Origin of the sequence: Halomonas sp. XH26, assembly GCF_024138895.1 — a bacterium.
GTDB classification, from domain to species: domain Bacteria; phylum Pseudomonadota; class Gammaproteobacteria; order Pseudomonadales; family Halomonadaceae; genus Vreelandella; species Vreelandella alkaliphila.
This window is the reverse complement of record NZ_CP071889.1, coordinates 3,626,797-3,645,887: the sequence shown is the minus strand read 5'-3', so window position 1 is coordinate 3,645,887 and position 19,091 is coordinate 3,626,797. Positions and strand designations below refer to the sequence as shown.

Genomic DNA, 19,091 nt, shown 5'->3' with positions numbered 1-19,091 from the left:
ATTAACATACGTTACAGTAAACTATAGCGTAATTTATTAAAAATTAACTTAAGAAAACGTTAGTTTTTGTGAGGCTGATAGTTGTTATTTGTTTTTTAGATAATGCTAGGTGATAACAAAAAATAAGTTAGTGTGTTAAGTAAGAGAGTCGTAACCGTATCAGTGCGTGTCGTTAATGCTGAGTAAGAGCGTAAAGGTAGTGCCTTTTTCGGCATCGCTTTCGACCCGCACGTCACCTTTATGCCACTGAGCAATTGAGCGAACAATGGCTAGGCCTAAGCCGCCTGAGCCTGCCACTCCGCTTCGCGCTGGATCGCAGCGATAGAACCGTTCAAACACTCTTGGCAGATCGTCTGGTGAGATGACAGGCCCATGATTATGAATGTGTAACTCAATTTGGTTTTCAACGTTTTTGGTATAAATGCGGATAGGTGTTCCTGAACGTCCATGGCGTAGGGCATTAGCGATTAGATTGGCTAATGCCGTGCGCAATAGATCGCAGTTGGCAAGTACGCTACCACTAGTGTGATTTATCAATGTGCGGTTGTCGTCTTCCGCCATGCCCTCGAAGTAATCACATAGCTGGGTGACTAGCTCCCTGATATCGACGCGCTCCTTGGGAATATCACTTGATGGGCTTTCAGTACGGGCTAGGAATAGCAGGCTGTCGATCATTCTTGATAGGCGCTCATACTCTTCGATATTCGATTCAAGTACCTGGCGATATTCCAAATTACTTCTTTCCCGGCGCAACGTATGTTGTGTTTGCCCTAATAAATTGGTTAAGGGGGTGCGCAACTCATGAGCCATGTCGGCTGAGTGGCGAGAGAGTTGGGAGAATCCTTCCTCTAATCGACCCAGCATACGGTTCAGGCCTTGGCTAAGACGGTTGATCTCTTCCGTTTCCCCAGCCACGTTCAAGCGTCGATCCAATTGGCGAATGTCAATGCGGTTGGTCTGCTCAGCCAGGCGGCGCAGCGGTTGAAGCCCCTGTCGGCTGACGCCCCAGCCAAGCAAAAAAGCCAGTAATGCTCCAGTCACTAATGCCACCCATAGTTTGAGCCGATAGGCAGCGAGCATCTGATTTCGCTCATTTAGCAGCTTGCCTGCGACCAGAGTTAATGGCTGGCCATCTTGTTCAAGAGTGTGCCACGCCAGTCTCGCCTGGATCGATTCAGGCATATCACTAAAGCGAACGGATGGCGTCATTGGCAGTTCTGGCACGGGCGCATTGCTGGGATTAACCTCAATGAGAACTTTTCCTTCACTATCAAGTACCCACAGCAGGCTGTCGCGATTGCCTAGCATGTTGGCATAGAGCTGAGGGCGCTGGTGAAGCATCGCGATGCTTTCGCTATCGTCAAGCAGCGCCTCCATACGTTCCAGGCGTCCATGCAGCATTTGGTCATCACGCCATGCTATTTCACGGGTTAACGAATGGTAGAGATAGGTGCCGATACTTCCCAGCAGTAGTGTGCTGACAAGGGCAAAAAGTAACGATAGGCGCGTTGCTAGAGAGTTTAATGCTGGCATTAGGAACGATCCTCAAGCACATAGCCCATGCCACGCTCGGTGTGGATTAGTTTAGTGGGAAAGGGGTCGTCGACTTTAGCGCGAAGTCGCCGTACAGCTACTTCAACGACGTTGGTGTCGCTGTCAAAGTTCATCTGCCAAACCCGAGAAGCAATATAGGTACGTGATAGCACTTCGCCTTCCCGGTCGAGAAACAGCTCTAAAAGCGCAAATTCTTTGTTGGTGAGTGCAAGTCGTTCGCCTTGGCGGGTGACTCGGCGGCGCAAAACATCCATTGCTAAATCGGCTACGCGAAAATGCTCTCTCTCGCGAGGCGGGCTGCGGCGTAACAGCGTACGTACTCGGGCTAATAGTTCGACAAACGAGAAGGGCTTTACTAAGTAATCGTCTGCGCCCAGTTCCAGCCCCTTGACGCGATACTCTACGGCATCGCGCGCGGTCAGAAAAAGCACCGGTACTTGGCTTCGCTGGCGGACCATTTGTAGTAACTGCCAGCCGTCAAGGCCGGGCAGCATGACATCAAGAATGATCAAGTCGAATTCGTACTCTTCAATGTAGTGCTGTGCATCATATCCATCGCGAACTACCTCAACAGCATAGCCCGATTCACCAAGCCCTCTGCTCAGGTAATCAGCGGTTTTTTGCTCGTCTTCTACTATCAGGATACGCATACAGTCACCCCGCGAAATCGACACAGAGTAGCCGGATCGGACGCTTTTTCACATTACAAATCTGTAATGCTGCCGTCAGGTGTTTGACGAGGTCGAGCTGTCAGGATGATGCCATCACTTGATAAGGAGACTTTCATGACATCACGACGTGCTCGCCTGCCTCTGCTTGGCGCTGTCTTGTTGGCCGGTAGCGTACTTGCCGATACCGGGCCGCTCCAGCAGCAGACACTGTCGCTAGATCTGGCTAATCGCTTAGTGAATGCCACCTTGGAAGCGTGTCATGCCGATGGCCGCACTGCGGTGGTCGCTGCAGTAGATCGTGGTGGCAATCTGGTTGCTTTGCAACGCGATGACAACATCGGCCCCCACAACACGTTGGCCGCCCAACGCAAAGCATTTACATCATTGTCGACGGGCAGTACTAGTCGCGCGTTATCTGAACATGCTCGCCAAGACCCTGAGTCGGCAAACCTAAACACGTTGGATGAATTGCTGCTGTTGGGGGGAGGTGTGCCGCTCCGAATCGAAGGTGAACTGATTGGTGCCCTTGGTGTTGCTGGGGCGGGTGGTTCTGCTATTGACGAAGGCTGTGCCCTAACGGCTATCGACAGCGTGATACCCCAGTAAATCCCACAAACACCGCTTTACTCCTATCACACTAAAAGGATGTTGTTATGAAACTATTGTCTGCTTTTTTTGCTGGTATTGCTCTTAGCAGTGTTGCTGCCACAGCACTGGCGGCTGATAACCCGCTGAGTGTTCATGTCCTCAATATTCAGAACGGCCAGCCATCTCCTGGCGTTGATGTGGAACTTGAGCGTCATACCGATACGGGCTGGGAATTGATGGCAACGGCAACTACCGACGATGCAGGCCGTGTATCAGCCCTTTACCCCACTGATGAAGCGTTCTTGCCAGGCACTTACCGTGTCACGTTTGAAACCGGTGAATGGTTTGAAGCGCATGACACCGCTACGTTTTTCCCCAATGTGCCAGTACCTTTCGTAGTGGAAGAGGCCGATCAGCACTACCACATACCGCTACTGCTTAGCCCCTACGGCTACTCAACGTACCGTGGGAATTAAGGTCACTGAGCAATCATTGATGAGTTGTTCTAGTTATTAACCGCTCTATTTATTAATAACTCAATTTATTAGTTAACCAATTAAAACGAGTGAGAATGAATAATGAAAGTAATTAATATCGTCGCTGCCATCGCTCTTGCACTGGTTTCTGGTGTTGCATTAGCGGAGCGCGGTTCGGGTGAAGATAATCAAATCGCTTACCCAGAATCAACGTCCCAGCAGCACAGCGGTGCTATTGGGCACAATGCCTTGGCTGATCTGCCTGACCGAAATCGTTAAGCCGCTATGGCGTGGTTTTATTAAACGTTTAGAGTAGGTGTATGCCCAGCGGCCTCTGTGATAGAGGCCGTTGTCGTTCTGTTCAGTAATCTTTCTCCTTTCCTTCCTTTCCTTCCTTTCCTTCCTTTCCTTCCTTTTCTTTCTGCTAAGACCTTGCTGATGAATGACCTGCATATCGTCGTGTTCAAGTAACAAAACAAAATAACCAGTTTGGTCATTTCTATACTTCGGTCACGTTGTGCTGGAACAAAGCTCAGCAGTAAGCTCCAAACCCAGGCTTGCATAGCCTGCAGGCTAAAAAACAATTACTAAAAAACGTCAGGAGTAACGCAATGTTCAAGAAAACCGCTATTGCCGTGTCGGTCATTATGATGTCGATCACGACGGCTCAAGCCGAAACTACCTACCGCATTGGCATTACCCAAAACAACGTCGGTGTCGATAGTTACCAAACAACCTATGAAAGCGCCTTTGAAGCCGCTGCAGAGCGCGCTGGCAACGTAGATATTGTCGTGCTGGATGCCGGTGGCGATGTCGCACGTCAGATTGGCCAGATGCAGGATCTTATTCAGCAGCGTGTTGATGCCATCATTATTTGGCCAACCAACGGCCAAGCGGTCATTCCTGCGATTCGCCAAGCGCATAACGCCGGCATTCCGGTGGTGGTTACTAACTCTAAAATTGCTGAAGCGGGTCTTGAGTTCATCGCTGCCTTTTCTGGGCCGGACAATGTTCAGCAGGGTATTTCATCTGCCGAGATGATGTGTGATGCCTTAGGCGGTGAAGGTCAAATCGTGCAGATTTCTGGTCAGCCGGGCTATACCACCGCGATGGAGCGTGCCGGTGGTTTTGAGGAGCGTCTTGCAGAAGCTTGTCCAGGCGTTGAGCTAATGGAAACTCAGCCGGGTAACTGGAACCGTGAGCGAGCCCAGCGGGTGATGGAAGACTTCCTGACCAAATATGACCGTATTGATGGTGTTTATTCCGGCGATGACAACATGGGCGTCGGCGCTTTAAATGCTGCCAATGGCGCTGGACGTGCTGATGAGATTATTTTCATTGGTGCTACTAACTTCGCTGTCGGCTACGACGCTATTGAGCGGGGTGAATACTACGGTTCCATCTATCAGTCACCTGTTGATGATGCGGAGGCTGCCCTAAAAACGGCTCTGGATGTATTGGCTGGCGAAGATATCCCGAAAATGAATTTCTTCGAAACGCCAAAAATCACTGCTGAAAACCTTGAAGAGTTCGACCGCCCGGTTTTCTAAAGGTAGAGCGAACGGTTTGGTGCCGCAGGTGTTGCCCACTAACACTGACACGGCGTGACCCTAAAGGCAGGTTTTCTGCGTCGGAGGCATGGTTAGCGTGAGAACAAACGTCGTGCTAATCGGTGTCTTCCGGGGTGATTTTATATAGGTGAATAGCATGGCTTCCGCAGAGCAATCAAAACCTAGGTTGCTGACGGGAAAGCTCAGCAAGGCTGGTATGCTGAGTTTTCTATCGGCACAAGGAATACTCATTTTTTTCCTGCTCAGTATGTTTGTTTTTTCGTTCTTTTCTGAGCAGTTCCTCTCTCAGTCCAACATCATGACCGTGGTACGTCAGGCGTCAATCATTGGCATCATCGCCGTCGGTGTCACCGTGGTGATTATCGGTGGCAACTTGGATCTTTCCGTTGGCTCGATGCTGTCATTTTCCACTGTTCTGGTGGTTGACCTACACGACAAGATTGGCCCCACCAACGCTATTTTGTTGATGTTCGTGCTGACCTTGATGATCGGTGCTGTGAACGGGTTTTTGATTGGTTTTCTGCGTCTCAATTCACTGATTGTGACCCTGGCGATGTTGTCGGCTATTCAAGGCTTCGTGCTGATTTACAGCGGCGGTCAGAACGTTGATATCGCCGATCAGCAAGGCACCTGGTTTGCCTTCTTTGGACGCGGCTATGTCGGTGGTATTGCGGTTCCCATTCTGATGTTTGGGCTACTGGCCATCGTAATGCAGGTAGTGATGTCCTACACCGGGTACGGTCGGCGCATCTTTGCGGTCGGTGGCAACCCGATGGCGGCGGTTTATTCCGGTATTCGTAAAAACTGGTGTGTGTTCAGCACCTATCTAATTTCAGCTTTTTGTGTGGCCTGTGCCGCCCTGGTACTTGGCTCACGGGTAATGGGCTCGCAAAACAACGTAGGCCAGGGCTACGAGCTGCTGGTACTGGCCGGCATCATTCTTGGCGGAACCAGTTTGCTCGGCGGTGCGGGCAGTATTTGGAAAACCGTGATTGGCGTGTTGATCCTGGGCTTTATCCAGAATGGCCTGCTGCTGATGGGCTACCCCTATTACATCCAGTGGATTGTGACCTGGGTGATTATCATCCTAGCCGTATGGCTGGATCTCGCTAACAAGCGTAAGCGCTTGTTCACGACCCACTCATAGCACGGAGGAAAACAGTATGTCGTTTATTAAAGGATTCTTCCGTGGCAGGACGAGTATCCAGCCTATCTGGGTGTTTGTTATCGCGCTCTTTATTTTCTTCAGCTTTATGTCGGAGTACTTCCTGTCGTTTGGCAACATCACCAATATTCTGGTGCAGACCTCAACGATTGGCCTAGTTGCGCTAGGCATGACCTTCGTGATGATCAACGGCAACATCGATCTGTCGGTGGGAGCAATATTGGGGCTTGCTGCATCGTTAGCGGTGGGTTTGCAGGAAGTGAGCATGACACTGGCGATTCTAGCGGCCTTGGGTTCAGGAATTCTGCTGGGCGCCCTGAATGGTTTTGTGGTGTGGAAAACCGGTGTCAACGCTTTCATCGTCACGCTAGGTGCCATGCTTGGTGTGCGTGGCCTGATCTTTCTGTACACCGATGAGCAGTCCTTCTTTGCCATGAACTTTGCGTTTGCAGACTTTGGTACCAGCACGATTGGGCCGTTTCCTGTCTTGGCGATTATTTTCCTAGCCTGCGCGTTAATTATGCACTTGGTGCTGACCCGTACCGGCCATGGCCGCAATACTTTTGCCGTTGGCGGCAACCCAGAAGCCTCCATCGATGCGGGCATCCGCCTGGGACGCCACATGATGATCAATTTTATTATTGTGGGCTTCTTTGCTGCCTTGGCAGGTGTATTGCTGGCCAGCCAGATGGGCGCAGCAACGCCAAACCTGGGGCGTGACTATGAGCTTTGGGTGATTACCGCGGTTGTGCTGGGCGGCACCAAGCTGACCGGTGGCTACGGCAGCATAGTAGGAACCCTGGGCGGCGTACTGGCGATTGGTATTCTGCGTAATGGCATGAACCTGATGCAGGTGCCTGCCTTCTACGTGCTGGTGATCCTCGGTGCGATCCTTATTTCAGTACTGATCATTGATAAGAAACTTAATGCGCCCTCGGCCAAGGAGGTGCGGATATGAATGCTCCCAACCAATCACGCCAGCCGATCGATGCTGCGCCAATACTTGAGCTTAAAGGCATCACCAAGCGCTTTCCTGGTGTTGTGGCACTCAACAATGTTGATTTCGATGTCCGTCCCGGCGAGGTACACGCCTTGCTTGGGGAGAATGGCGCGGGTAAATCAACCTTGATGAAGGTGCTGGCCGGTAAGCATCAAGCCAATGAAGGCAAGATTACTCTTGGTGGTGAGGAGATGGCCTTTGAAAACCCTAAGCATGCTAAGCGTGCAGGGGTCGTTCTGATCCATCAGGAGCAGTCGCTGGTACCGGAAATGACGGTGGCCGAAAACATCTTTCTGGGCAGCCTGCCAAGAAAGCCGTTCAACCGTGTTGACTGGCGTAAGCTGCGCGAGGATACCAATAAGATTCTTGAGACGCTCAAGTGCGGTTTTCAGCACGATGACTTGGTTGGGTCGCTATCGATTGCTAAAAAACAGATGGTGGAGATTGGTCGAGCGCTGGCGTTTACCCCACGCGTCGTGGTGTTTGATGAGCCGACGGCGTCGCTCACCGACCATGAAAAACCAGTGCTTTACGACGTGATCAACTCGCTATGTGAGCAGGGCGTGGGGATCGTCTATATCTCTCACCGCATGGATGAGATTTTCCATCTTTCCCACCGCATTTCAGTACTACGCGATGGCGAATACACCGGCACGGTCAATACCGCAGATACCAACGAAGACGAAATCACCCGCATGATGATCGGTCGCAGTTTGGAGCTTGATCATGCCAGTAAGCCCAGTGATTTTGGCAACAACCTGCTGGAAGTGCGTAACCTCTCAGTGAAGCGGGTGTTTGAGAACGTCAGCTTTAACGTGCGCAAGGGCGAGATTGTTGGCATGTATGGTCTCGTTGGAGCAGGGCGCTCTGAAGTGGCAGAAACCATCTTTGGTTTGCGAACACCTTCCGCTGGGGAAGTGATACTGGATGGTGAGGTTGTCAACTTTCGCAGCGCCCATGATGCAGTCGCCAGTGGCGTTGCGTTAGTCCCGGAAGACCGCAAAGACCAAGGGCTGATTCTGGGCATGAACTGCCGAGACAACATGACCCTGGCAAGCCTGTCTAGCGTGTCGTCAATGGGCTTTATGACCAGTTCTAAAGAGCGCGAAGTTTACGACAAATATCACCAAGCAATGAAAATCAAAACCCCCAGTTGGCGCCAGAAGGTAGGCAATTTAAGTGGCGGTAACCAGCAGAAGATTGTTATCGGCAAATGGCTGCATACCCATCCGAAGCTATTGATTCTTGATGAGCCCACCCGAGGCATTGATGTAGGTTCCAAGTCGGAAATTCACACCCTGGTGAAAGACTTGGCTAAATCCGGCTATGCGGTGCTGGTGATCTCTTCCGAGATGCCGGAAGTGCTGGGGTTGAGTAACCGCATTATCGCTATGTACGACGGCCGTGTGACCGCTGAATTTGATGGCGATAACGTCAGTGAGGACGAACTGGTTCAGGCGATTACCGGCATGGGCAGGCAGGCACAGGCGAGCTAGCTCGCTGTGTTGCGACTGATGTGCACTGCAAAGAGCACATACAGACCACTTCAAACGTATAAGGAATGTTCCATGCAACCCTTTGTTTATAATGGCTTACCATCCCGCGTGGTGTTTGGCCGAGGAACCCTGTCACGTCTAAGTGAAGAGCTTGCTCATCTCGGCTGTTCACGTGCCTTGGTTCTGGCCACGCCCCAGCAGCACCAGCAGGCCCAGGATGTCTTGCAGCAGTTGGGTGATAAAGGCGTCGGTGTCTATGCCCAGGCTGCCATGCACACCCCGGTAGATATCACGGATGATGCCATGCGGGTCGTCAAGGAACTGGACGTGGATTGCACCATCGCCATTGGCGGTGGCTCTACCATTGGCTTGGGCAAGGCGATAGCGCTGCGCACAGGGTTAGCCCAGATTGCTATTCCCACCACCTATGCCGGGTCGGAAATGACGCCGATCCTGGGTGAAACCCGTGACGGTGAGAAAACCACCCAGCGTACCCTAGACGTGCTGCCGGAAACGGTGATTTACGACGTTGACCTGACCCTGACGCTGCCAGCTGGTATGTCGGGCACCAGTGGTATTAACGCCATCGCCCATGCGGTGGAAGCGCTTTATGCCCGCGATGGCAACCCAGTGATTGCACTGATGGCCGAAGAAGGCATTGCTGCTCTGGCGCGAAGCCTGCCGGTTATCGCCAATGATCTGTCCAACGTCGACGCACGTGCCGATGCACTTTACGGCGCTTGGCTGTGTGGCGCCTGTTTGGGCTCGGTAGGCATGTCGCTACACCACAAGCTGTGCCATACCCTGGGCGGCTCTTTCAATCTTCCCCATGCAGAAACGCACACCATCGTGTTGCCTTATGCGGTGGCCTACAACGCCCCGGCCGCGCCGCAGGCCATGGCGCGTATCTGCCGTGCGTTGGGCTGCGACGATGCCGCCACTGGTCTGTATGACCTGGGACGTGCCGTCGGGGCGCCAAGCGCGCTCTCTGAACTCGGGTTTAGCGTGGAAGACGTTGAACGTGCCACTGAGATTGCTACCCGTAACCCGTACTGGAATCCACGCGACGTGGAAGCGAATGGCATTCGTCGTTTGTTGACCGATGCCCAATCCGGGCGTCGGCCACAGGCAGATAACGGGGGTGAGCAATGAAAACCCTGTTGATCAACGCCAGCATTGTCACCATGGACCCGCAGTTAGGCGAACTCAGCGACGGCCAGGTGCTGATTGAGGGCGAGCGCATTGCTGCCGTGGGTCATGATCTGACGGCTGACCCCAGAACCCAGGACGCCGAGGTCATTGACTGTGGCGGCGGTATCCTGATTCCCGGCCTGGTGAATGCCCACATGCACACCTGGCAGACCGGTCTGCGCGGCGTAGCTGCCAACTGGACGCTGCTGGAATATTTTCGTCACGTGCACCGCGGGCTGGCGGCCCTGTTCACGCCGGACGATATCTACATTGCGACCCGCATGGGCGCCATCAACCAGCTTAATTGCGGCACCACCACTCTGGGTGACTGGTGCCATAACAATCCGACCCCTGAGCATACCGATGCCGCTGTGCGCGGGTTGAAGGAATCCGGTATTCGGGCGCTGTTCATGCACGGCTCGCCCAAGCCGGACCCCAAGCCCGGTCAACCGCACTTTAGTGAAATTCCCCACCCGCGCCATGAAATAGAGCGTCTGCTTGGCGGGGAGCTGTCTAATCCTGATGGCCTGGTCACTTTGGGGATGGCGATTCTGGGGCCGCATTACTCCACCCTGGATGTCACTCTGCAGGACTTTTCCCTGGCCAAAGAGTTTGGCTTGGTGGCATCCATGCATCAGGGCGGTGGCGAAGCCGTGTCGCCCGGCGCCTGGGACGAAGTGGAAGCTCGTGGTCTGCTGGGGTCGGATATCAACATTGTGCATGGCCAGAGCCTGGATGATGGCCAGATGGCTAGGTTCTGCGCCAGCGGCGTGACCTTTTCAGTAGCACCGGAAAACGAGATGACCCAGGGGCATGGCTTTCCGGTGACTGGACTGGTGCGCCAGCACGGCGGCGTAGTCTCATTGGGGGTAGATCTTGAGTCCGTGCTTTCCGGCGATATGTTCAGCGTAGCCCGAGCCGCTCTAGGGATGCAGCGCGCCCTGGATAACGATGCCTCTCGCCGAGAGCTGGGCAAGATCCCCGATACTTCGACCATTACCACTCGGGAAGCGCTGGGCTGGATCACCCTGGATGGAGCAAAAGCCCTGGGGCTTGATGACCGCATTGGCAGCCTGACCCCAGGCAAACAGGCTGACTTGGTGCTGTTGGATAGCAACCAGCTCAATATGCAGCCAGTTAACGATCCCGTTTCTACGGTCGTTATGCAAACAAGCCTTGCCAACGTCGACAGTGTCATGGTGGCCGGGCAGTTCAAAAAACGTGGCGGTCGTCTGTTGATGAATATCCAACCGGGTATTGCCGAGCTTGCCGCTTCAGGCCATCGCATTCACGCCGAGCTGCTGGAGCGTGAAGCTCAATCCACACAGGAGGCACATTAAATGTCCCATTCATCCTCCAAGGTCGCCTGGGTTGGCCTGGGCAAGCTGGGCTTGCCGATGGCCGCCCGGATTATTCAGGCAGGGACGGCCGTTCAAGGCTTTGATCTTTCAGCGCAGCGTCTGGCGCTCGCCGAAGACATAGGCATTACCCCGCATCAATCGCTTACCAGTGCCGTGGCAGATTGTGATCTGGTGTTTGTCTCGATTCCTGATGACCGCGCCTTGATCAGCCTGTGCCTTGAACCCAGCGATCTGGTCCGCCATATGGTACCCGGTAGCATCCTGATCGAAACCAGCACGGTCAGTGTGGAAGCCTCAGCGCGGGTAGCTGAAGCAGCCAAAGCCCAAGGCATTGCCTATCTGCGCAGCCCGGTGTCAGGCAACCCGGTGGCAGCAGAGGCTGGCACGCTGTCGGCGATGGTGTCTGGCCCACGCGATGCATTGGAAACGGCGAAACCGGTGTTTGACGCCTTTACCAAGGCGCAGTATTGGCTAGGCGATGAAGAGCAGGCTCGGGTCGCCAAGCTGGCCATCAACCTGATGATTGCGGTGAGTGCCGGCATGCTGAGCGAAGCCTTGACGCTGGCGCGTAAAGGCAACATTGAATGGGACGCCATGTTGGAGCTGATTTCTGACAGCGCAGTGGGCTCCCCTATGGTGAAGTACAAGGTGCCGCCGCTTTCACAGCGCGATTTCACCTCGACGTTTTCCGCCGCCCAGATGGCCAAGGATCTTGACCTGATCCTGAACTGTGCCCATGGCTCCGGGGTGTCGACGCCGCTGGCCGCGCAAATGCGTGAAGCCTATACCGCGTTGATCGCCACCGGGCATGGCGATGATGACTATATCGCTACCGTACATCACACCGAACGCCTTTCCGGGCTGGGTGAGCCAACGCCTGCACAGCAGGGAGGGCAGTAAGATGCGTAACCTGACCACCGACAATATTACCCAGGCAGTGATTAATGAATTTTCAAGCTGTGAGGACGAACGGCTCAAAACCTTGCTCAATGGCTTGGTAAAACATCTGCATGCGTATTTGCGCGAGGTGAAGCCCACCGAGAAAGAGTGGACCCAGGCAATTGAGTTTCTCACCCGTGCAGGACAAATGTGCGATGACGAACGCCAGGAATTCATTCTGCTGTCTGACACCCTCGGCGTGACGATGCTGGTGGATGCCATTAACCACGCATCAAGCGACCCCAAAATTACCGAAAGCACCGTGCTGGGGCCTTTCTACGTGGCAGATCCTCCCCAGGCGAGCCAAGGCGACGCCATTAACTGGGGCGTTGAAGGGGAGCCCTTATTTGTCGAGGGCTATGTCCACGATGACCAGGGCAAGCCGCTGGCGAATGTCACCATTGATGTCTGGCAGTCGGACAGTGAAGGCTTTTATGACGTCCAGAAGCCTGAGCTTGAAAGCGCCTCGTTACGCGCGCGCTTTCACACCGACGACCAGGGGCGTTATGCCTTCTGGACGGTCACGCCATCGCCTTACCCGATTCCGACCGATGGGCCGGTGGGTAAGATGCTCGAAATCACGGGTCGTCACCCCTATCGCCCTGCCCATGTGCATTTCATGTTGATGGCGCCGGGGTACGAAACCTTGGTCACGCAAATCTTCGCTGAGAATGATCCCTACCTCGATTCGGATGCGGTCTTTGGCGTGAAAGATTCACTGGTCAAAGAGTTTGCGCAGCAGCCAGCGGGTCAGGGGCCCGATGGTCGGCAGATGGAAACCCCTTACCGCTACTTTCATTACAACTTCGGCTTAAAGACGGCTTGAGCTTACCCTGAACGCCCGGCTCGAACTGAGCTGGTTAAACCGAAAGAGGAAATGACATGACAATGATTGATCAAAAAGCTATCGCAACACTGTTTACTGAAGCACGTACTCACAACGTTTGGCAGGACCGTGAGGTAAGTGAAGACACCCTGCGTGAACTGTATAACTTGATGCACTTTGGCCCCACATCCATGAACTGTCAGCCGTCGCGGATTATTTTCCTGACCACTGACGAAGCCAAGGAGCGCTTGAAGCCAGCGCTGCTGCCGGGCAACCAGGAGAAGACCATGAAAGCCCCAGTGGTGGCTGTGATTGGTTTTGATACCGAGTTTTATGAGCATTTGCCGCGCATGTTTGCCCACAACAAAGATGCTAAATCACTGTTCGAAGGCAAATCGGACTTCATTCACTCCACCGCCTTCCGCAACAGCTCGATTCAGGGTGGCTATCTGATCATGGCTGCTCGCGCACTCGGCCTGGATGCTGGCCCGATGTCCGGCTTCAACAACGCGGCCGTGGATGAAGAGTTCTTCCCGGACGGCAAAGTGAAGAGCAACTTCCTATGTAACTTAGGCTATGGCGATGCCAGCGCATTGTTCCCCCGTGGTGATCGCTTCTCCTTCGATGAAGTGTGCCAGGTGCTATAACAAGTACGATAACAAGTACGATAACAGGTACGATAACAGGTACGATAACAGGTACTTTAAGCCCGACAGATAAAGCATCTGGGCAGTTTGTAGGGGTAAATTACCCGAGCAAAAGGGGCTGTGCATGTCATGGCCCCTTTTTTCATCTGCGAATAGCCGTTTGCTGCTCGAAGACTGATGAGGTGTGTCATGGGTGTTGATTGGGTTTTTGTTATTTTGATGGTGGTCGCCGTGCTGCTGACAGGTATTTCCAAGTCAGGCTTTGCCGGCGGTGTGGGGGTGGTTGCCGTGCCGTTAATCTCGCTAAAAGCGAGCCCAGCATTTGCGGTGGCAGTGATGCTACCGCTGCTAATAGTGATGGATATCTTTAGCCTAAAAGCGTGGTGGCGACAGCGGGTTGATCGTTTATTGTGGCTGATGTTTCCACCTGCGATATTAGGTGTTGGAGTAGGTTATTTAACCTATGGCTGGTTTGATGAAGCGCTCCTGAAACTCGTACTGGGGATTTTCTCAGTGCTGTTTGGTCTATGGGGGCTATTCAAGCCGCTACGTGGCAAGTTGATGCCTAGCTGGGTTGGACGACTGTGTGGTGGGATAGCAGGGTTTACCAGCTTTATTGCCCATGCGGGCGGCCCGCCGCTGAATTTTTACTTGTTGCAATGCCAACTGACGAAACAGCAATTTCTAGGCACAGCCGTTGTCTTTCTGGCGATTACCAATCTGGTAAAACTGGTTCCCTATACTCTGCTTGGCTTGGTAAATATCGATAACCTGACGATAGCGCTATTACTGATGCCAGTGGCTTGGTTGGGGGTCAGGTTAGGGTTGATGATTCAGAAACGTATTGATGGTGAAGTGTTTTTCCGTGTCATTCTTTGTCTACTGATCTTACTGGGCATCCGGTTAATCATGAATGGTATCAACTGACGTTTGAATGCTTTAAACAACGGCTGATCGTTAAAAGCACTTATCACTACTTTGTTAGTCTTATGGCTTTACCATGCTTGGGGGTTGTCATGAGAGACGGTCTTGCTGAGATAAATGAGGCTAATCCAGAGGGGCCTTACGATAAGCTGTCGCAAATGCCCTCCTCGAAAATTTCTAATACAGAGTTCGCTCGCTTTATCGACTTCATTGAAAAATTTGAAGATGAAACTGAAGGCACGCTCTCCATGGCGCTCGGCTATCGCGAAATGCGTATGTTGTTGCACGTCATGCGCAACCATCTTGCAGGTCGATTAACCACCCCAACGTCGCTGGCCGATGCGTCTGGGTTGACTTATGGGACGGCAAAGCGCGGTATTAACAGCATTATGCAGCGAGGTCTTCTTATCTCACGCCCAAGAACCAAGTCGGGTAAAACAGTTTCGCTGCATCCTTCTTCTCAAATGATTCAGGAGTGGGAAAGCTACGCTGAGCGAATTAAAGGGCTCCTCGGCCCATTGTTCGGAATCGACCCCTCATCGGAAACGGCCAGTAAGATCTTCTTAGGGGCGTCGTCTTCAGAGCGGGTGATATCAACACCAGCAGTCCTGTCTGCACGGCTTGAACTGAAGGGCGGGTTACGCGTGTTAGCCCACGCTGACCCCACGTTTATGGCCATGCACAATCTTAAGCGTCAGTTAGAGTCAATCTTTGGCCTAGAAATTCGCAACAAAGCACGGTCAATCGATAATCTGCTAGATGAGATCCTCGATAATGCCCGTTTGGCGAAGTCGCGCTATGACGTCGTGGCCTGTGACCTGCCCTGGTTTGGTGAATTAGCGGCAAGAGGGATTCTCATGCCTCTCGATACGCTAATTAAACGCGATAATTACGATCTTTCTGATTTCCACCCCATGGCGATTCAGAGCTCAGGGTATACGGGTAGCCAGTACGGTATCCCTGTTCAAACCACACCGGAATTACTTTGTTATCGTCAGGATGTTTTCGAGGCAGCGCAGTTAACGCCGCCCACCACCACAGAAGCACTGGTTAAAGTCGCTAGGCAGTTACATGACCCAGCCAAAGGGCGTTATGGCATTGCCTGGAATGCGGCAAGAGGCACGCCCCTTGGTCATACGTTTAGTTTTTTAATGGCAAAGTTCGGTCAGCCGCTGCTTAACCTCCCCAACGGCAAGGGCGGTTATGACTTTCAGCAAGCCGCGGGCGAGCAATTGCGCCCAATGTTTCAGTCAGATGCCGCTTATAGGGCCTGTGAATATATGCTGGATATTTTGAAATATTCACCGCCGAACATTCTTAGTATGTCCTGGTACGAACGTGCTCAGTCGTACGCATCGGGCGAGGCCTGTATGGCCTACTGTTATACGTTACTCGCCCCGTTGTTTGAGTTAGATCGACACTCTCCTGCATATGGCAATACTGGCTATCTGCCCCATCCGGTTGGAAATCATGGTCGCGCCATTACGCCGATTGGTGGTTATGCCCTCGCTATTCCCTCGAACTTAGCACCAGAGCGTGTTGAGGCGGTATGGACAGCGCTAAGACACCTGACATCAGCCAATATGTCCAAGCTTTACATCATGAACGGTAGCTTGGTAACGCCTCGTTTCAGTGTTAGTCAGGACCCTGAAGTGTCGGCATTATCGCCGCTGATTAAGATTGTCGATGATATGGCAAAGAAGGATATTTTACAGGCATGGCCACGCCCGCCCGTGCCTGGGGTAACGGAGGTCATCAGCATTGCGGGAAACGAGATATTTGAAGTACTGGATGGACGGCGCTCTATCAAGAAAGCACTCTCTATTGCTCAAGAGCGTGCCGATAAGGTGATGCGCGAAAAGGGGCATTATTGAGGCCGACCACGGACACTCACGGATCACACGGACGAAAACCACAAAGATAAAAAAGCACTCCCGAAGGGGGGAGCCCGTTGTGAGGTAACTAGCCCCATGTCTGAATCGCAGGCATGGGGCGGAGACTGACTTACTGCATGATCATGCCACCATCAATCATCAGCAACTGACCGGTCATGTAATCAGATTCAGCGCTGGCCAGGAAAGAGGCGGTGCCGACCACATCTTCCGGGTAGGAGTAGCGCTTCATTAGGATCATTTTCTCAGCAAGCTCGTCCATCGACTGGCCCTGCTTATCGAATTTTCCGATACTGACCAAGTCTTTATCAAGCTGCTCCCACAGTTCAGTGCGCACGACGCCAGGGCCATAACCATTGACCGTAATATTGTGGTCGACCAGTGCCTTGGCACCGCCGTTAATCATGGCCAGCACAGCATGTTTGCTGCATGAGTAGGGCACAACGTCGTCAAAGGCTTGGCGAGACAGAATTGAGCCAACGTTAATGATTTTATAAGGACCGTTTTCTTTGCCCTGGTCAATCATCTGCTTGGCGGCTTCCTGCATGCCAAGTAAGCAGCCCAGCGCGTTAACATCCATTATCTGATGCCAGTTTTCCTCAGTGATATCAAGGAACATCAATGGCTTGTTGATGCCCGCGTTGTTGACCATGACATTCAGGCTGCCAAAGGCAGCAACGGTGGCTTTTACGGCGGCCTGTACTTCAGCACGGTCGGTAACGTTAAGTTTGACTGCAATAGCATCGCCGCCGTTTGCTTTGATACGTGCTGCGACTTCTTCGCACCCTTCAATATTGATATCTGCTACGCAAACCTTTGCCCCTTGGGCAGCATAGTGTTCGGCTACGGCAGCGCCCATGCCGCGAGCTGCGCCTGTAATGAGGCAGTTTTTACCTTTGAGTCGAGTGTTGTCCATGAGGTTACCTTGTAAGTTTTGTTGTGGGCCACTCCACGCCACCACAGTAAATAGTCTTTGTTGTTAGGCGTAGGGAGTCTGCATCAACAAGGGCATCCGTCGTTTACTCGTCATTTCGAATGACAGATTTTGTTTCCTTGTGTTGGCATATTCTCGGCAGGTCATACGGGCAATGACAGGTTGGCCTGTCGCTAATATGACCAGATTGGACGTTTCTACAGGAACGCAAGCGCTATTAGGCGGTAGCCAATAGACAAGTCCGCCCAGACTCCCGTAGGAGTAGAGGACTCGTCGTTTGAGCATAGCTTGAACAAACTCAATAATTTAAAGGGGTTACACACTTACCGACTGGCGAATGAGCTGTGCTTTTTCCAATAATAACGGTCGATACGTTTCCAACAGCGTAGGCATATCCACACGGGCGGCATTGGTACTGATATTCATCGCGCCGATCAGTTTTCCATGGGTATCAAACACGGGTACAGCAATCGAGCGCAGGCCGGAATCAAGCTCTTGATCGGTAATCGCATAACCCTGTTCCCGCGCTTGCTGAATCGCCGCTTTTAGTGATGCGCTATCGGTAATGGTTTTGTCGGTATAGCGCGTCAAGGTGAGCTGACTTAGGTAGCTATCCAACTCGCTATCCGGCAGTTGGGCAAGTAGCACTCGACCCATGGATGTGTATGCCGCCGGTAGGCGAGTGCCGACGGAAAGCGTGATCGCCATCAAGCGGTGCGGGGCAGCTGAGCGGGCCAGATAGATAACGTCGTCGCCATCGAGTACCCCAAGCGATGAAGATTCACCACACTGGCGGGTAATATCCTCCAGATACTGCTGAATGACGCCTCGGTAATTATTAGACGCTAAATAGGAGTAGCCTAGCTGCAGCACTTTGGGGGTTAGCTCGAAGTAGCGTTGCTGTTTGCGCACATAGCCAAGGGCGTGGAGCGTCAGTAAAAATCGCCGTGCTTTCGCGCGGTTCATTCCTGTACGCTCGGCGACTTCGCTGAGTGTCATCCGCGTGTGCGTCTCATCAAACGCCATCACGACTTCCAGCCCGCTGGCCAGCGCGGCAACAAAATCACGATCCGTCGGTTTTAAAGCATCTTCTGGTAGGGCATTACTCATGAGTGTCTCGGCTGCGTCAATGTAGGTACGAGGCGAGAAAATAACATTTTGTTCGAATGGCGAACAACAAGAGGCGTTGCTCAGCGGTAAATCGGAGTTGACTTGTGGAAGCTTCATAAAGGCCTAGAGGCAAGTCTTAAGAGATCGCTAGCGAGTATTTTCGTCTATGGAGGGGGCATCAGCGCTCATATACCGCTCTTTCCATCTATGAAAAAGGGTGGACCAAAAGGCCCACCCATTAGCAAATTCCTGACTTAGGAAGGTTGCTGATTACTTCGAATTTCTAATCGGTAACTCAGAAGCACTGAACGTGCTCGCGTCGGTTTGGTGTTGTGCTGATGAATCAGGGTAGGCGATCTGATTGGCTTCACCAGAGCCGCGCTCGGCAAGTGCTACACCTGAGAATAAAATTAGGGCGGCTGCTGCTACTGTATTGATTAACTTCATAACTTTTAACCTCACGTTAAATAAAACGTCTCTACATTTGCGATGACTGTTCATCGCTATATGGACGACGAGAGATATTGTAAGCAGGCTAACATAATTATTAAATTGATTAAAAGTACTCGAACCATTCTATTATTTAGAATGGTTGTTGAGGGGCGGCGTCGGGGACTAGGATTGGTCACTAACGCATAAAAACGAGGTGTGACGAGTGAAACGTCACGCGACTCCCGTGAGGTCAAACGACAGCTTTGCGTTAGGTAGCGGGTGGTAGGGGCAAATGGTTGCGAACAGGGCAATGC

General features: G+C 52.5%; 19 protein-coding genes. 14 read left to right on the top strand and 5 right to left on the bottom strand.

Annotated elements, in window-relative coordinates:
* Nucleotides 1–159: 159 nt before the first annotated feature.
* Nucleotides 160–1,533, bottom strand: a complete 1,374-nt coding sequence (locus J4377_RS16715; RefSeq protein WP_253486195.1) for a heavy metal sensor histidine kinase — start codon at nt 1,531–1,533, stop codon at nt 160–162.
* Nucleotides 1,533–2,204, bottom strand: a complete 672-nt coding sequence (locus J4377_RS16710; RefSeq protein WP_198349316.1) for a heavy metal response regulator transcription factor — start codon at nt 2,202–2,204, stop codon at nt 1,533–1,535. Before J4377_RS16710 ends, J4377_RS16715 begins: the two co-directional genes overlap by 1 nt.
* 135 nt (nt 2,205–2,339) lie before the next feature.
* Between J4377_RS16710 and J4377_RS16705 the strand changes: the two genes are divergently transcribed.
* From J4377_RS16705 to J4377_RS16640, 14 genes are all read left to right on the top strand, one after another.
* Nucleotides 2,340–2,831, top strand: coding sequence for a heme-binding protein (locus J4377_RS16705; protein ID WP_038478958.1), 492 nt, complete (start codon nt 2,340–2,342; stop codon nt 2,829–2,831).
* A 47-nt stretch (nt 2,832–2,878) separates the two neighbouring features.
* A complete protein-coding gene (uraH, locus tag J4377_RS16700) occupies nt 2,879–3,289 on the top strand; it encodes a hydroxyisourate hydrolase (protein WP_038478956.1) in 411 nt (136 codons plus the stop codon).
* A gap of 102 nt (nt 3,290–3,391) precedes the next feature.
* On the top strand, nt 3,392–3,568 hold the full coding sequence (locus tag J4377_RS16695) for a hypothetical protein (protein WP_009723019.1): 177 nt from the start codon (nt 3,392–3,394) through the stop codon (nt 3,566–3,568).
* Between the two features lie 332 nt (nt 3,569–3,900).
* A complete protein-coding gene (locus J4377_RS16690) occupies nt 3,901–4,839 on the top strand; it encodes a sugar ABC transporter substrate-binding protein (protein ID WP_038478954.1) in 939 nt (312 codons plus the stop codon).
* A gap of 157 nt (nt 4,840–4,996) precedes the next feature.
* Entirely contained in the window at nt 4,997–6,007 is a 1,011-nt protein-coding gene (locus tag J4377_RS16685; protein WP_038478951.1) for an ABC transporter permease, read from the top strand.
* 16 nt (nt 6,008–6,023) lie between these two features.
* Entirely contained in the window at nt 6,024–6,983 is a 960-nt protein-coding gene (locus J4377_RS16680; RefSeq protein WP_038478948.1) for an ABC transporter permease, read from the top strand.
* A complete protein-coding gene (locus J4377_RS16675) occupies nt 6,980–8,521 on the top strand; it encodes a sugar ABC transporter ATP-binding protein (protein ID WP_038478945.1) in 1,542 nt (513 codons plus the stop codon). The genes J4377_RS16680 and J4377_RS16675 overlap by 4 nt, the downstream gene beginning before the upstream one ends.
* Before the next feature lie 72 nt (nt 8,522–8,593).
* Complete coding sequence (locus tag J4377_RS16670; RefSeq protein WP_231657905.1) at nt 8,594–9,673, top strand: maleylacetate reductase; 1,080 nt, start codon at nt 8,594–8,596, stop codon at nt 9,671–9,673.
* Entirely contained in the window at nt 9,670–11,052 is a 1,383-nt protein-coding gene (locus J4377_RS16665) for an amidohydrolase family protein (protein WP_198349320.1), read from the top strand. Before J4377_RS16670 ends, J4377_RS16665 begins: the two co-directional genes overlap by 4 nt.
* Complete coding sequence (locus J4377_RS16660; protein WP_253486194.1) at nt 11,053–11,973, top strand: NAD(P)-dependent oxidoreductase; 921 nt, start codon at nt 11,053–11,055, stop codon at nt 11,971–11,973.
* A gap of 1 nt (nt 11,974) precedes the next feature.
* Nucleotides 11,975–12,838, top strand: a complete 864-nt coding sequence (locus J4377_RS16655) for an intradiol ring-cleavage dioxygenase (protein ID WP_038478936.1) — start codon at nt 11,975–11,977, stop codon at nt 12,836–12,838.
* A 56-nt stretch (nt 12,839–12,894) separates the two neighbouring features.
* On the top strand, nt 12,895–13,485 hold the full coding sequence (locus J4377_RS16650) for a malonic semialdehyde reductase (protein WP_231657907.1): 591 nt from the start codon (nt 12,895–12,897) through the stop codon (nt 13,483–13,485).
* Between the two features lie 189 nt (nt 13,486–13,674).
* Nucleotides 13,675–14,412: a sulfite exporter TauE/SafE family protein gene (locus J4377_RS16645; RefSeq protein WP_231657908.1), complete on the top strand. Its 738-nt coding sequence runs from the start codon at nt 13,675–13,677 to the stop codon at nt 14,410–14,412.
* 89 nt (nt 14,413–14,501) lie between these two features.
* Complete coding sequence (locus tag J4377_RS16640) at nt 14,502–16,283, top strand: ABC transporter substrate-binding protein (RefSeq protein ID WP_038478927.1); 1,782 nt, start codon at nt 14,502–14,504, stop codon at nt 16,281–16,283.
* 130 nt (nt 16,284–16,413) lie between these two features.
* On the opposite strand, the gene J4377_RS16635 is transcribed toward J4377_RS16640, so the two are convergent.
* The 3 genes from J4377_RS16635 to J4377_RS16625 all read right to left on the bottom strand — a co-directional run bounded on the left by J4377_RS16635 (nt 16,414) and on the right by J4377_RS16625 (nt 18,792).
* Complete coding sequence (locus tag J4377_RS16635; RefSeq protein WP_038478924.1) at nt 16,414–17,217, bottom strand: SDR family NAD(P)-dependent oxidoreductase; 804 nt, start codon at nt 17,215–17,217, stop codon at nt 16,414–16,416.
* A gap of 333 nt (nt 17,218–17,550) precedes the next feature.
* Nucleotides 17,551–18,345 (bottom strand): IclR family transcriptional regulator C-terminal domain-containing protein, encoded by a 795-nt coding sequence (locus J4377_RS16630; RefSeq protein WP_038478921.1) that lies wholly within the window; start codon nt 18,343–18,345, stop codon nt 17,551–17,553.
* Nucleotides 18,346–18,615: 270 nt separating this feature from the next.
* Nucleotides 18,616–18,792 carry a hypothetical protein gene (locus J4377_RS16625; protein ID WP_167541169.1) on the bottom strand — a complete coding sequence of 59 codons (177 nt, stop codon included), beginning with the start codon at nt 18,790–18,792 and terminating at the stop codon, nt 18,616–18,618.
* Between the last annotated feature and the right edge of the window lie 299 nt (nt 18,793–19,091).